Source organism: Desulfurispora sp., from assembly GCF_052744395.1.
In genome coordinates this window covers 26,313-40,560 of sequence record NZ_JBRAJI010000005.1, presented here as the reverse complement: position 1 = coordinate 40,560, position 14,248 = coordinate 26,313, and the positions used below count along the sequence as shown (strand labels likewise).

Annotated in this window: 13 protein-coding genes; 1 reads left to right on the top strand and 12 read right to left on the bottom strand. The window is 54.0% G+C overall.

Going from position 1 to position 14,248, the window contains the following annotated elements; all coding sequences use genetic code 11:
• Positions 1–311: 311 nt before the first annotated feature.
• The 6 genes from ACUVTU_RS02270 to ACUVTU_RS02245 form a co-directional block, all read right to left on the bottom strand.
• Entirely contained in the window at positions 312–1,025 is a 714-nt protein-coding gene (locus tag ACUVTU_RS02270; RefSeq protein ID WP_445888344.1) for an ABC transporter ATP-binding protein, read from the bottom strand.
• Positions 1,022–1,795 carry an ABC transporter ATP-binding protein gene (locus ACUVTU_RS02265; RefSeq protein ID WP_445888343.1) on the bottom strand — a complete coding sequence of 258 codons (774 nt, stop codon included), beginning with the start codon at positions 1,793–1,795 and terminating at the stop codon, positions 1,022–1,024. The genes ACUVTU_RS02270 and ACUVTU_RS02265 overlap by 4 nt, the downstream gene beginning before the upstream one ends.
• On the bottom strand, positions 1,782–2,795 hold the full coding sequence (locus ACUVTU_RS02260) for a branched-chain amino acid ABC transporter permease (protein ID WP_445888342.1): 1,014 nt from the start codon (positions 2,793–2,795) through the stop codon (positions 1,782–1,784). The genes ACUVTU_RS02265 and ACUVTU_RS02260 overlap by 14 nt, the downstream gene beginning before the upstream one ends.
• 15 nt (positions 2,796–2,810) lie before the next feature.
• The gene (locus tag ACUVTU_RS02255) at positions 2,811–3,695 is read right to left on the bottom strand and encodes a branched-chain amino acid ABC transporter permease (RefSeq protein ID WP_445888341.1); all 885 of its coding nucleotides are present in this window, start codon (positions 3,693–3,695) and stop codon (positions 2,811–2,813) included.
• A gap of 75 nt (positions 3,696–3,770) precedes the next feature.
• Entirely contained in the window at positions 3,771–4,946 is a 1,176-nt protein-coding gene (locus ACUVTU_RS02250) for an ABC transporter substrate-binding protein (protein WP_445888340.1), read from the bottom strand.
• 290 nt (positions 4,947–5,236) lie between these two features.
• Entirely contained in the window at positions 5,237–5,839 is a 603-nt protein-coding gene (locus ACUVTU_RS02245) for a TatD family nuclease-associated radical SAM protein (protein WP_445888339.1), read from the bottom strand.
• 128 nt (positions 5,840–5,967) lie between these two features.
• Here ACUVTU_RS02245 and ACUVTU_RS02240 point away from each other — a divergent pair, with 128 nt between their 5' ends.
• Positions 5,968–6,354, top strand: coding sequence for a TIGR04086 family membrane protein (locus ACUVTU_RS02240; RefSeq protein ID WP_445888338.1), 387 nt, complete (start codon positions 5,968–5,970; stop codon positions 6,352–6,354).
• Here the strand turns inward: ACUVTU_RS02240 and ACUVTU_RS02235 are convergent.
• The 6 genes from ACUVTU_RS02235 to nuoE all read right to left on the bottom strand — a co-directional run bounded on the left by ACUVTU_RS02235 (position 6,351) and on the right by nuoE (position 14,117).
• On the bottom strand, positions 6,351–7,502 hold the full coding sequence (locus ACUVTU_RS02235) for a SpoIIE family protein phosphatase (protein ID WP_445888337.1): 1,152 nt from the start codon (positions 7,500–7,502) through the stop codon (positions 6,351–6,353). The genes ACUVTU_RS02240 and ACUVTU_RS02235 overlap by 4 nt on opposite strands.
• Before the next feature lie 5 nt (positions 7,503–7,507).
• The gene (locus ACUVTU_RS02230) at positions 7,508–9,241 is read right to left on the bottom strand and encodes a [Fe-Fe] hydrogenase large subunit C-terminal domain-containing protein (protein WP_445888336.1); all 1,734 of its coding nucleotides are present in this window, start codon (positions 9,239–9,241) and stop codon (positions 7,508–7,510) included.
• Positions 9,242–9,259: 18 nt separating this feature from the next.
• On the bottom strand, positions 9,260–9,514 hold the full coding sequence (locus tag ACUVTU_RS02225) for a (2Fe-2S) ferredoxin domain-containing protein (protein ID WP_445888335.1): 255 nt from the start codon (positions 9,512–9,514) through the stop codon (positions 9,260–9,262).
• Between the two features lie 174 nt (positions 9,515–9,688).
• Positions 9,689–11,701: an NADH-dependent [FeFe] hydrogenase, group A6 gene (locus tag ACUVTU_RS02220; protein ID WP_445888334.1), complete on the bottom strand. Its 2,013-nt coding sequence runs from the start codon at positions 11,699–11,701 to the stop codon at positions 9,689–9,691.
• Between the two features lie 29 nt (positions 11,702–11,730).
• Entirely contained in the window at positions 11,731–13,608 is a 1,878-nt protein-coding gene (locus ACUVTU_RS02215; RefSeq protein ID WP_445888333.1) for an NADH-ubiquinone oxidoreductase-F iron-sulfur binding region domain-containing protein, read from the bottom strand.
• 20 nt (positions 13,609–13,628) lie between these two features.
• Positions 13,629–14,117 (bottom strand): NADH-quinone oxidoreductase subunit NuoE, encoded by a 489-nt coding sequence (gene nuoE / locus ACUVTU_RS02210; protein WP_445888332.1) that lies wholly within the window; start codon positions 14,115–14,117, stop codon positions 13,629–13,631.
• Positions 14,118–14,248 lie beyond the last annotated feature (131 nt).

Sequence of the window (14,248 nt, the reverse complement as noted above, 5' to 3'; positions counted from 1 at the left end):
CTATTTTTCTTAATATTTGCACTTGTCTAACTATTATGTACCCCCCCTCGGTTCACCTCCCGTAGCTCGTAAAACATACGAAGTTTTAATGTTGAAAAGAATTCAACATATTTGTCTGAAAGTCCTGCTTTGTGTTTAACAATTTGTCAGCCGCAGGCATGTATACATGTCCAATTTTCCGACACCTGAAACAACATTCGCGCAATTAAATCTACTCCCGGACATTACAGCAAGCAAAAAAGCAAGAAATCTCCGGCGAGGTTTCTTGCTTTACGGTACATGACCAACAGTGCTGTACACGAAAAAGGACTCTAACCGACTTCTCCCAGATAAGCGCTGCGCACCTGCGGGTTGCTCTGCACCTCGGCGGCGTTGCCACTTAAGACAATCCGCCCGGTTTCCAGGACATAGGCCCGGTGAGCTACCTGCAGGGCCATAAAAGCGTTTTGCTCCACCAGCAGGATGGTAGTACCCTGCCGGTTGATATCCTGGATAATGGCAAATATTTCTTCTACCAACAAAGGAGAGAGGCCCATGGAAGGTTCATCCAGAATCAGCAGCTGGGGCTTGCTCATCAGCCCACGGCCCATGGCCACCATTTGCTGTTCCCCGCCGGAAAGTGTGCCGGCCAGCTGTTTCTGCCTCTCCCGTAGGCGGGGAAAACGCTCCATGACCATATCCAGACTGGCGGCAATCTCCCCTTTATCCTGGCGCGTGTAGGCACCCATGAGCAGGTTTTCATATACGGTCAGATTGGGGAAGATCATCCGCCCTTCCGGCACATGGGAAATGCCCAGGCGCACAATCCTGTGCGCCGGTACATGGTCTATTCTCTGCCCCAGGAAAACAACCTCACCGGCTTTAGGCCGAATCAAGCCGGAAATAGTGCGCATGGTCGTGGATTTGCCGGCCCCGTTGGCTCCAATCAGGGTGACTATTTCGCCTTTCTCCACCTGGAAGGAAACACCGTGCAGAGCGCGGATGGCACCATAATAAACCTCCAGGTTGTTTACCTCCAGCATCATGCCATCGCCGCCCCCTTCCCCAGATACGCTTCCAGCACCACCGGGTTATTGCGGATTTCTACCGGCAAACCCTGAGCGATGATCTGACCGAAGTCCATAACCACCAGCCGCTGGCACAGATTCATCACCATACCCATCTGGTGTTCAATTAACAAAACGGTTAAATTAAAACGTTCCTTGATATCCTTAATCAAATTCACCATATTGCTCACTTCGGCCGGGTTCATGCCGGCCGCCGGTTCATCCAGAATGAGCAATTTGGGTTCCAGAGCCAGCGCCCGGGCAATCTCCAGACGGCGCTGGGCACCATAGGGCAGGTTCGCCGCCAGATCGAGAGCCCGGTCGGACAGTCCCAGCACCTCCAGCAGTTCCATGGAACGGCTGGTAATTTCCTGTTCCCGGTGCCGGAACCTGGGCGTGCGAAATACGGCATCAAAGAGCCCGTACCCCACCCGGAAATGAAAAACCGTCCGCACATTGTCCAGCACCGTGTTACCTTTAAAAAGACGTATATTTTGAAACGTCCGGGCAATCCCCGCCTGGCACACCCGGTAAGGAGGAATACCCGACATATCCTGCCCCAGAAAATAAACCTTGCCCTCACTGGGCTGATATATGCCCGTGATCAGGTTGAACACAGTAGTTTTTCCCGCTCCGTTGGGCCCGATCAGACCCACGATCTCACCGGGTTCAATGGTCATGCTGAAATTGCTGACCGCTTTCAAGCCGCCGAAGTATTTAGAAACGCTTTTCAGCTCAAGAACTGACATGGGTGACCTCCTTGTCCTTCTGCCGCCAGGCGGTCAGCGACTGCGGCACCAGGGCGGCCAGTTCCTTGCCGCTGAATATGCCCTGCGGACGTAAAATAATGGAAACTATCAAAATCAGTGCGTAAATCACGCCCCGGAAGTCGATAAAGGATTCACCCAGCACAAAGCGCAACCCTTCCAGCAAAAACACCCAGGCCACGGCGGTAACCACCGTACCGGTCATACTGCCCAGACCACCCAGCACCACAATCAGCAGGAAATCGAAGGATTTCAAGAAATCAAAACTGCTGGGATGGAGGAATGGATAGCGGTGCGCATAAACACCCCCGGCCAGGCCGGCCAGCATACAACCGAGTACAAAAGAAAGCACTTTGATTCTGGTGGTATTAATCCCCATAACATCAGAAGCAATCTCGTCCTCCCGCACCGCAGTGCAGGCCCGGCCGTAGCTAGAAAAAACAAAGTTGCGAGTAAAAATAATAGCCAGCACTGTTAACAAGAAAATCAGATCAAATGTGGCCGACTGGGGTACACCGGACATTCCGGTCGCTCCCCCCAGGGGCGGGAATAACTTGCTGGAATTGTCCATTCCCACTTTCACAATTATTCCAAACCCCAGTGTGGCAATACCCAGATAATCCGAACGCAGGCGCAGAATGGGCAGTCCCACCAGCAGGGCCAGCAGTCCAGCCACCAGCATCCCTACCAGCAGGGATACCAGGAGAAAAGCATAATTATCCACACTGCCGTAAAGCTTGTCCAACAGACCGGCACTGTACGCTCCCAGCCCGTAAAAAGCCGCATGTCCCAGCGAGAACTGGCCGGTAAAACCATATATAATACTAAGACCCAGGGCACCAATGGTGGCAATCAGCGCCTGATCCAGCACCCTCTGCCAGTAATCGTTCATCAGGCCGGATAACTGCAAAGCTTTAATCAAGGCGTAAAAGGCGACAGTGCCCAGGAGCAGGAGCCAGGTGGACGATTTCTTTTGTGCCATTTACTTTCTCCCCCCTTACACCTTGTCCGGCTCATTTTTGCCCAGAATGCCGCTGGGCCGGATTAACAGCACCAGAATTAATATAAAGAAAGCAATCGCATCGCGCAGCTGGGAAGAAAGAAAGGCCGATGTGAGTGTTTCCACCTGTCCCATAATAATAGCGCCCAGCACGGCGCCCGGAATGATGCCAATCCCGCCCAGAACCGCCGCCGTAAATGCTTTGAGTCCGGGCATAATGCCCATAAAGGGGTGAATTTGCGGATAGGCGATGGCATAGAGCACTCCACCCACCGCTGCAAAGGCCGATCCGATAGCAAAGGTGATGGAAATGGTGTTGTCCACATTCACGCCCATCAGTCTGGCCGCGTTGTGATCTACCGACACCGTGCGCATGGCCATACCAATCCTGGTCCGGTAGACAATGAACTGCAGGGCCAGCAGCATGAGCACCACGACCACGGCGATCATCACCTGAATGTTGGTAATGGTGGCACCGAGTATCTCCCAGCGCACTTCCTCAAAAGGACGCTGCACCACCCGGAAATTGGGACCAAAAACAAACTTCAGACTACCGAAATATTCCAAAAACAGCGAGACCCCCAGCGCACTGATCAGAGCGGCAATCTTGGGCGCGTAACGCAGCGGCCGGTAGGCAATGCGTTCAATAGTCACACCTAAAATGGCACACACCACCACGGCATTTAAAATGGCCACAGGCAGTGGCAACCCCCAGTGCTGAAAGCCGAAATAGCCGATAAAGGCCCCCACCATGAACACGTCACCATGGGCAAAATTGATCAGCTTCACCACACCATAAACCATGGTATATCCCAGGGCAATCAAGGCGTACATCAAACCCAGCTGCAATCCGTTGATGATCTGGTCCAAGACGTGTTCCAAACCTGAATCTCCCCCCAGCGCTGTATAATGGGCGAGGAGGGTGCCGGGCCGCACCCTCCCCGCAGGCAAAAACCGTTACGGGGTCACAGTAGCGATGTACTTGAATGTCTTATCGGCCTGCACCTGCAGAATTACCGCCGCTTTAATCGGGTTACCATCCTTGTCTATGGTGATCTTGCCGCTCACCGCGGGGAAGTCCTTGGTGTTTTGCAGGGCTTCCTTGATCTTCTCGGGAACATTGCTGTTGGCCGTCTTGATGGCATTGAGCATCAGGTTGGTGGCGTCGTAGCCCAGAGTGGCCAGGGCATCGGGCACACTGCCGTACTTGGCCTTGTACTCTTCTACAAATTTCTTCACTTCGGGCCGCGGATCGTCAGCCGAGTAGTGGTTGGTGAAATAACCGCCGGCCATGGTGGCAAAGTCCAGATCCTTGGGCGAATCCCAACCGTCGCCGCCCAGGAAGACGGCCTTGATCCCCTTCTCGCGGGCCTGCTTGCCAATCAGGCTGACTTTCTGGTAGTAATCGGGCAGATAGAGAATGTCCGGGTTTTTGGCGGCGATCTTGGTCAGCACCGCACTGAAGTCGGTGTCATCTTTGGAATAGGCCAGAAACTCCAGTACCTGGCCGCCGCCCTTTTCAAAGTTCTCCTTGAAAACATTGGCCAGTCCGATAGTGTAGTCGTTGCCCTGGTCATACAGCACCGCAGCTGTCTTCTTTTGCAGGTTTTCCAGAGCAAACTTGGCCGCCACGGCCCCCTGGAAGGGGTCGATAAAGCAGGCCCGGAAAGCATATTCCTTGCGCTTGCCGTTATCCACAGTCACTTTGGGGTTGGTGGCCGTGTTGGTGAGCATGGGAATCTTCTGGCTGTTGCACAGCTCACTGACCGGAATGGTGGTTTTGGAGGTCAGCGGACCCACAATGCAGTTGACTTTGTCCTGGGAAATCAGTTTGGTGGCCACGTTCACAGCTTCCGTGGCGTCATTGCGGTCATCAGCAATCACATACTCAATTTTGTAGTCGCCCGCTTTCATGCCGGCCTGTTCCAGGGCCAGTTTGAAGGCGTTCTGGGTGGATTCACCAAATGTCTTGACATCGCCCGTCAGGGGGGTGATCAGACCAATTTTAACCACTTTCTCGCCGCTTTCCCCGGCGCTCTTGTTGCTGGCCGCTCCACCGCAGCCGGTTACGACCAGGGCTACCGCCAGCAATGCTACCAGCAATAAATAAACCTTTCTGTTTTTCACACACATACCTCCTGTTAAGTTTAGTTGTACCGGTCTTTCATCAAATAACTTTTCACCGCAATGTCTGGTTTTCTCACCCCCCGCCAGCGTCCCGCCTGTTGCCCCAGCCGCGAAGCCAGGATGCGGCCGGTGGCAAAAAACAGGTGCAGTATTGCATGTTACCTGATTGACAGTTGTTTATAATTCAACAAATATGACAAAATTCCTGCTACACTTAAGCCCACATTGAATATTGATTGATTAATTACCACTTGTCGTCCTTATATTACCAGAATTCTATCTAATGTTAACATTTATTAACAAATATAGTTTCTAATTTTTAGTTCCACCCCGAAGCGGTCTGCTATGCGCTGGCATTCCCCCAGATCAACACCGGGCCACTTTACTACCGACAATACTACCCTGGGCACTATTTCTGTACATTCTTCTATAAACGCTAACATAGCCGGATATGCTTTTTCTTTATAAACCGGGCGGCATATTCTGATATACTCCTCCGCACTATGAGCATTTAAACTGATATTTACACAGTCCACATGTCCCAGCAATCCGCCGGCCAGGTCACCGTTATACCACAGCCGCACCTGGCCATTGGTGTTGATTCTCACCTGGCCTCCCCTGCTCTTGAGCACTCTGGCCACCTCCCCGACCAGTTCGGGACGGAGCAGTGGCTCACCATATCCGCAGAAAACGATCTCCCCGTACCGGGTGGGATTGCCAATTTTCTGCACCAGCTCGTGCAAGCCCGGCTCACGGCTCAGCCAGAGGTTGTACCCCACCCCTTCCCGGCTCCGCCGGATGCAAAACACACACTGGTTGGTGCAGCGGTTGGTAATATTGAGATATAAGCTATTACCGATCTGGTAAACAAAATTTTCGCCGGACATCTGTTTTGGCATAACCATTTCCTTTCCTGGATGAAAATTTTTCCAGAGCGGATAAAAAATGCATATACCCTTTTCAACAATAATAATATTGTTATTGCAACCAAACCAAAAAATAATCCCCTCCGGGAGGTGCCGGGCCAATGGCCAACAAAATATGGAGCAGTTTGAGCATTGCCGCCATACTTAAGGGTATAATTTACACATTTGCGGTCATTTTACTGGGCAGCATCATCCTGGCCGTCCTTTTCTTCTTCACCAGCTGGCCGGAAAGTTTCCTTTACTATGCTGGGCTATTGATCCTAACCACCGGGTGCGCTGCCGGTGGATTCACCGCTGCCCGGCAAAGCGGCCGGCGCGGCCTGGCCCACGGCCTGACCGTAACTGTACTCAGCCTGCTGTTGATCTGGCTGCTGGCCCTTTCGCTCTGGCCCGGCGATCTCTCCTACCGGACCTGGTTGGGACGCCTGGTGGCCTGCGCCCTGGGCGGCAGCATCGGAGGTATCGCCGGGGTGGGGAAAAACTATTAATATCGCTCCACTACCACTTCCTTGCCCAAAGCGCGGAGCTGTTCAATTAAATCATCGATGATCCTGTGCTTGTAGACAAAGAGAGAAGGTATCTGCGGGGCCGTCTGGGCCGGATTAACCGCGGTTCCCACCATGAAGTGGATTCTATCCGCCCACAGTAACTGCAGCACCAACCGGGATGCGCCGTCCCGGCAGCCAGCCAGGCTTTCCCTCCCGGCGTTCTGCCGCAGGAGATCCAGAGCATGGGCCAGGGTCAATGTTCCTTCGGTGACCAGGTCCAAACCCGGCAGAAGGCCCAGCGGGGGTACCTGACCGGAGGTGGAAGAGAGATCCACCAGCACTTCCTGTCCCAGAAAGCGCCCCACCATATTTCCCGTGCTGCCCCCGCAGACTACTTTTCGCCCACTGGAGCACAAGAGCTTTTCTACAACCTCCCCATCCCGGGAACTGTCGGCCGGCGGCCCCACCAGCAGAGTAAGCAGGCGGGGGCGGCGTACCTTCACTACCACCACGGAGGCATCGTCACCGGGTTTTCCGCCATATAGACTCTGACAGAGACCGGCAATCTCCCCGGCCCAGGCTGCGGCATCCCGGTCGCTTTCGCCCAGCTGGCACAAAAAACCGCTCAATCTTTCGTGTCCCCAGCCCATATTGTATACGCCACCAATGCCGGCATGCAGGATGCCGTCACTGACCAGCACAATCCAGTCCCCGTCCTGCAGCGTGAAGTAAGCTTCCGCCACCTTTTTGTCGCTAATCATCCGCTCCTGCCGCTCAACAGGGCGCAAACATCCCCCCCGACCCACTATGGCCTGGGGTGTATCATACTCGGCCAGGTATACCTCCCCGTTTTCCCGGATGCTCAGAATAGCCAGAGTGCTGTAGGCCAGATGGCGTACCTGACAGATGGGCAGGGTGTAGAGCAAGGTCTCTATAACCTCGTCCACTTTTCCTCCCATTTTCAACATGGTGGAAGCGGTCTTGACGGTCAAACAGGACAGAATATTGGCCTTCACCCCGCTGCCCAATCCGTCGGAAAGGACCACTATGCGGCCATCCCCGGTAGGGACAACTTCCACGCTGTCACCGCACAGCTCTTCTCCCGCTTTGGTCAGTTGCCGCCAGGCCACATCCAGAAAATAGCGCATAACTCTCACTGTTCCTTCATCAAGTTGATTAATTTGCTGAGCAACATCTTGGTTTCGGCCGTAGTTTCACCCAGCAGTCCGGCAATCTCCTGCGCCACCTTCATCTGTTTTTCTATGACCGCCTGGGCGCGTTCAATAGTCTGGCTGCGCACCTGAGCCAGCTGCTCCTTATGTTTTTCCTCATCGGTTATATCCACTATAATACAGACCATGATCTTCTCCCTTTCTACGGGAAAAACCACCTGCCGGGTAACCATACCCTGCGGCAAACGGCAGTGCATGTGCAGCAGGGTTCTGCTTTCCAGCACCTGTTCAAAATGCTGCGGGTCCAGAATGCAGGAAACGTGCTTGCCGGCCACATCCTGGTTGGTGCAGCGAAACATTCTTTCCGCCGCCGGATTGATCTCCAGCAGGCGCAGCTTGTAATCCACTATCACCACACCGTTGGGCATGGAGCTCAAAACCAGGTTGGAGAGCGATTCGGCTCTCTTGCGCATGTAGGGCATGCACATCTGGACTTCCGCCATACCGTGATAAACCGCCACAGCTTTGTCGCGGCAGCTGTTGTAACCGCAGGCACCGCAATTGAGTTCATCGGCGGCGGTATACTTGCCCGTCTGGGCCAGAATATCCCTGATTTCCTGTTCGGAGGGATTGGGTAAGGACAATTTTTTGTTAGTGAAACTCCGCCTCAATAAATCTGCCGGCAGTTCGGGTCGGGACAGGCAGGCAAAACTGCAGGTTTCATCAGTCGAAAGCAGGCAACTGCGGTAGTAAGCCTGGATTTTCTGTCGCTTGACATAAATATCGTCACCGGTCACCGACAACGGACCGCTAATACACCCTCCATTGCAGGCCAACAGTTCCATCAAGTATGGCGGGTGATCGATGAATCCGCCCTGCAAGTGTTGTAAAAATTCCCAGCAATTCTTGAGCCCGGTAACAGTAATCACCTTGCTCTCCAGTATATCGGTGCTGGGCGCAATGGTGCGCAACATCCCGCCATCAACCGGGTAAAGGCGGGCCAGAGCCGGTTGTGGACCGTCAAAACCGGTCTCCTCACAATCCTCTTCGCACAAGCATTCCGTCGTCAGCCACTCCCAAAGCTCCTGGAATCCCATCACCTCATCAACTGCGCCGGCCAGTTCCGGACAGGTAATTTCTGCTTTTTTGGCAATGCAGGGACCGATAAACACCACTTTATGATCGGGCAGAAGCCGTTTCAAATAGCGACCGTGCGCAATCATGGGCGAAACCAGCGGTGCCAGATAAGGAATTAAATCGGGAAAATGTTTTTCAATCAGGTTCACCACCACCGGACAGGCGCTGGATATATAAGGTTGTTTAAAACCCAGCTCCTTGTGCGCCGCAGAAACCATTTCCGCCCCCAGTGATGTCTCGGAAACATAAGCAAAACCCAGTTTTTTCAACATGCTCACCAGAGTGCGGGGACGACTGAGCGGCAAAGCCGCCGCAAAAGAAGGCGCCAGGCTGACCGCCACTTTTTCACCCGCCTTAAGCATTGCTCTAACCCGGTCCTGCGCGGGAGAGACTTTTTTGGCCTGTTGGGGGCATACCTGTACACACCGCCCATCCAGCACACAGATATCTTCAATGATCTGGGCGTAAAACTCCCCATTACCATTTTTGGATCTGATACTAATTGCCTTTACCGGACAGGAACGGACACAGCGATAGCAATCGCGACAGCTGGCCTGATTGGTGATAATGGGAAACACGCTGTCACCCCCTCCGGTTTATTCCCCTCGCCTTACGCGGAGTAATATTTCCTCCTGGAAGAGCTGGCCCAGGTTTTCTTTATTCACTCCCGTATACACACAGTCGTCAATAGCCACTGTCACACCGTGACTGCAATGCTCCATACAAAAACTGCCGGTAATTTTCACCTGCGCCTCCAACCGGTTCAGGGCAAGCAGTCGCTCCAACTCCTTCACCACGTCATAAGCGCCGCGAATAAAACATGAACTGCCCACACAAACCTTAATGATCAATTAACCCAACCTCCCGGCACAGGAGAATAAAAAATGCACTGCACAAACCGATCTGACGGGATAAACAGCATTTCGACAGTCGAGCTGCATTATCCTTCCCGCCCATCCGGCCAGGCAGTGCCAATAACAGGGAGGTTAAAGGTTTATGTTAACAGGAGAGTTGGCTTAATATGCTCACGGTTCCACCTGCAGGGCAACACGGGTTTTGAAGATCTGCTCCGCGTTGTCCGGTGTTACCCCGGTAATAATTTCATCTCCCACTTTGACGCTCACACCTTCATCACAGTGCTCCAGACAGAAGGTACCGCTGAGTTTGACCTGTTTGGTCAGGTTGAGATGTCTTTGTAATTCGGTAAATTTGTTCAACACATCATAGGCGCCTTTCAAATAGCAGCCCGTTCCCACACAAACCGACACATGCAGGGGCTCCTGCGCATCGGATTTGACCACGTCAATCACCTGTCCGGTGATACGGCGGCGCGGAGTGTAATGGGTATGCAGGGCGTGGTGGGTATTGTGGTTGGCCGGTCCGCCAAACCACTCCTGGAGCATTTGAGTTACAAAAACGTTGTCCTGAGCCTTGTGCACCTGTTCCACCCGGTCCAGGTCATAAATTTCTTTCATCCGGCGCACCCGGGAAATCATGTCGTTGACGTCGGGCTGACCGCCACCACCCACACAGCCACCCGGGCAGCACATTACTTCCACGGCATGATAGGTGACCTCGCCGTTCTTAATCCGCCGGAGCAGCTTTTCGGTATTGGCCAGGCCGTGCACCACAGCCAGACGCAGGGTCTGGCCGGCCACCTGCAGCTCGGCCTCTTTAATACCTTCCACACCCCGTACCTGCTGAAAGTCCACACGGCCCACTTCCTTGCCGCCCACATGACCGGCCACGAAGCGCACCACCGACTCCATCACGCCGCCCGTAGTGCCAAAGATGAGCGCCGATCCGGAACCCATGCCCAGCGGATTGTCGAACGCTCCCGGCTCCAGTTCATCAAAGACAATGCCCGCCTCTTTGATCATCCGGGCCAGTTCTACGGTGGTCAGCACCACATCCACGTCGTACAAGCCATCGGTCCTGAATTCAGGCCTCCTGGCTTCGAATTTCTTGGCCGTACAGGGCATAATGGAAACACAGATTACATCCTGAGGATCTCGGCCGATGGACCGGGCATAGTGCTTCTTCACCAGCGATCCAAACATCTGCTGAGGCGACCGGCAGCTGGAAAGGTTGTCCAGTAAATCGGCATGGAACTGCTCGGCGTATTTGACCCAGCCCGGGCAGCAGGAGGTGAACAGGGGCAGCTTACCCCCGTTTTGCAGGCGATCCAGAAATTCCAGCGACTCCTCGATGGTGGTCAGGTCCGCGGTAAAAAGGGTATCAAACACCTTGTCAAAGCCCAGTTTGCGCAAAGCGGTTACCATCTTGCCCGTAGCCATATCGTGCGTTTTTACGCCAAATTCCTCACCTATGGCCACCCGCACCGCTGGCGCCACCTGCACCACGACCACTTTGGCGGGATCATGCAGGTAGGACCAAACCCGATCTATTTCTGATTTGACCGTCAGCGCCCCGGTGGGACAAACCGCCACGCACTGGCCACAGTTGACGCAGGACACCTCGGCCACCGGCTTGTCAAATGCCGTAGTTACTACGGTTTTGCTGCCCCGGTGGGCGAAATCCCAAACGCCGATACCCTGTACCTCTTTGCACATGCGCACGCAGTCGCCACACAGGATGCACTTGTTGGGATCCTTGACAATAGATGTGCTGCTTTCATCCAGCGGCAGTTTCTGATCACGGTGACCAAAGCGCACTTTTTTCACACCAAACTTGTGGGCCAGTTCCTGCAGCTTGCAGCGCCCGCTCTTTTCACAGGTGGTGCACTCCCGGTCGTGGTTGGCCAGGAGCAGTTCAATCACCATGCGGCGCAGCCGGCGGGTGCGTTCGGTATTGGTATGAATAACCATACCATCAGCCGGCGGTGTGGAACAGGAGGCCACCAGCCCCATTCTATCCACTTCCACCAGGCAGAGACGGCAGGCACCATAAACGCTTAGTTCCGAGTGATAACAAAAAGTGGGAAGTTCTATGCCGGCCCGGCGCACCAGTTCCAGAATGTTTTTCGCACCATCAATGGGCATCTCCCGGCCGTCGATGATCACTTTACCAGTACTCATTCCGGTTTCACTCCTTCCGTCTTATACCCCTACCGGATGGCAATGGCGCCGAATTTGCACTTCTCTATACAGGTACCGCACTTGAGGCATTTGTCCAGATCAATGCTGTGCGGCTGCTTTTTCTCGCCACTGATGGCGCTGGCCGGACAAACCCTGGCACACAGCCCGCAGCCTTTGCATTTTTCCGCTTCAATGTAATATTCGGCCAAAGCCTTGCACACACCGGCCGGACATTTTCTGTCGTAAACGTGGGCTTCATACTCATGCCGGAAATAGCGCAGGGTAGTCAATACCGGGTTGGGAGCCGTCTTACCCAGTCCGCACAGCGAGCCGTCCTTGACAATCAGAGCCAGCTCTTCCAGCAGGGCCAGGTCTTCCGGAGTACCCTTACCCTCGGTAATTTTGGTCAAAAGCTCGAGCATGCGCCTGGTGCCCTCCCGGCAGGGTACACATTTGCCACAGGACTCGTTTTGCACAAAACCCATGAAAAACTTGGCCACTTCCACCATGCAGGTATCATGCCCCATGACCACCAGGCCACCGGAACCCACCATGGCTCCTACTTTGATCAGTTCGTCGTAGTCCAGCGGTAGATCCAGATGCTCCTCGGTCAGGCAACCGCCGGAAGGTCCACCAATCTGCACCGCTTTATACTTCTTGCCGTCCCGCAGGCCGCCACCGATCTTGAACACTACATCCCGCAGCGTCATGCCCATGGGCACTTCCACCAGACCGGTATGGGATACCTGTCCGGCCAGCGCAAAGGTTTTGGTTCCCGGACTGGTCTCGGTCCCGTAGCTCTTGAACCAGGCTCCACCGTTTAAAATTATCGGGGCCAGATTGGCCAGAGTTTCTACGTTATTAATGATGGTCGGGCAACCCCACAAACCGCTGACAGCCGGAAATGGCGGTCTGGGACGGGGCATGCCCCGCTGCCCCTCAATACTGGCAATCAAAGCGGTTTCCTCACCGCATACGAAGGCCCCCGCACCTTCCTTGATATGGATGCGGAAATTGAATCCGGAGCCCAGAATATTCTCACCCAGCAACCCCAGCTTCTCCGCATCGGCAATGGCCTTGCGCAACCGCTTTACCGCCAGGGGGTATTCCGCCCGCACATAAATATATCCCTCATCGGCACCGATGGCATAACCGGCAATCATCATGCCCTCCAGCACCCGGTGCGGGTCACCCTCCATCACGCTGCGGTCCATGAAGGCACCCGGATCGCCTTCATCACCGTTGCAGATGATATACTTCTTGCTCCCGGCAGCATTTTTGGCAAACAGCCACTTGCGCCCGGTGGGAAAACCACCACCGCCCCGGCCGCGCAAACCCGAAGCTATCACCTCGTTAATCACGCTGTCGGGATCCATTTCAAACAGCACTTTGGCCAGGGCCTGATAACCGCCATGAGCAATGCAGTCGTTGATATCATCCGGGTTAATCCGGCCGCAATTGACCAGGGCCACCCGGGTTTGCTCTTTGTAAAAGGGAATTTCGTCCTGGGTGGTGAAGGTTTCTCCCGTAGCCGGGTTGTGATAAAGCAACCGGTCAACTATCTGCTTGTTGACGATGTGTTTTTCCACAATCTCGGCCACATCGGCTTCCTTCACCTTGCAATAGAGCACTCCGCTGGGATCAAAACGCACCAGTGGCCCCATCTGGCAAAAACCGTGGCAACCGCTTACATTTACCGCTACCGGGTGCGGCACATCATCAACCAGTTCCACTTTCACATTCAGGCCCTGCTGTTTGATTTGCTCCTTCAAGGCCTCGTAGATTTTCAAAGATCCGTTGGCCACGCAGCCGGTACCGGCACAGACCAGAATGCGCAGTTCCTCTCCGGCTATGTAAGAACGGGCTTTTTCATACAACAGGTTTAAATCTTCCCTGCTTCTCAGCATCTGCTCTCTCCCCCCGAAAATCAAGCTTGAACGGTTCCTTTAAGCCTGGCCAGTACCTCCAGCACGCCCTCCGGAGTCATCTGCCCGTAGACCTCTTCACCATTTACCGTCATGACTGGTGCCAGACCACAGGCCCCCAGACAGGAGACCGTCTCCACAGTAAACTGCAAATCATCTGTGGTCTGTTGGCCCGGTGCCAGCGAAAGCTCCTGGCGCAGGGCGAAGTGAATGGGCTCGGAACCCCGCACGTGGCAGGCTGTACCATCGCAGACCCTGATCACATATTTGCCCTTGGGCAACAGGGAAAACTGGGCATAAAAGGTGGCCACGCCATAAACCGTTGCCGGAGATATGTTTAAGGCAGTGGCGATGTAGGTCATGACTTCCTGCGGCAAATAACGGTACTCTTCCTGCACTTCCTGCAATATGGCAATCAGGTGCGAAACTTTCGCCTCATGCCGGGAGATGATTTCCTGCAGCTTCTGAAACTTTCTGTCAGCGCACTCCATGACAAACAAACCCCCTTTGTATACTGACCTGTTGACGGCAGACCATGTTTTTGTTTTATGTTCCAACTGGCCAGAGCGCCGACTTTTCAGCCAGTTGATAAACCAAAAGATTGGCACAGGATAACCAATTG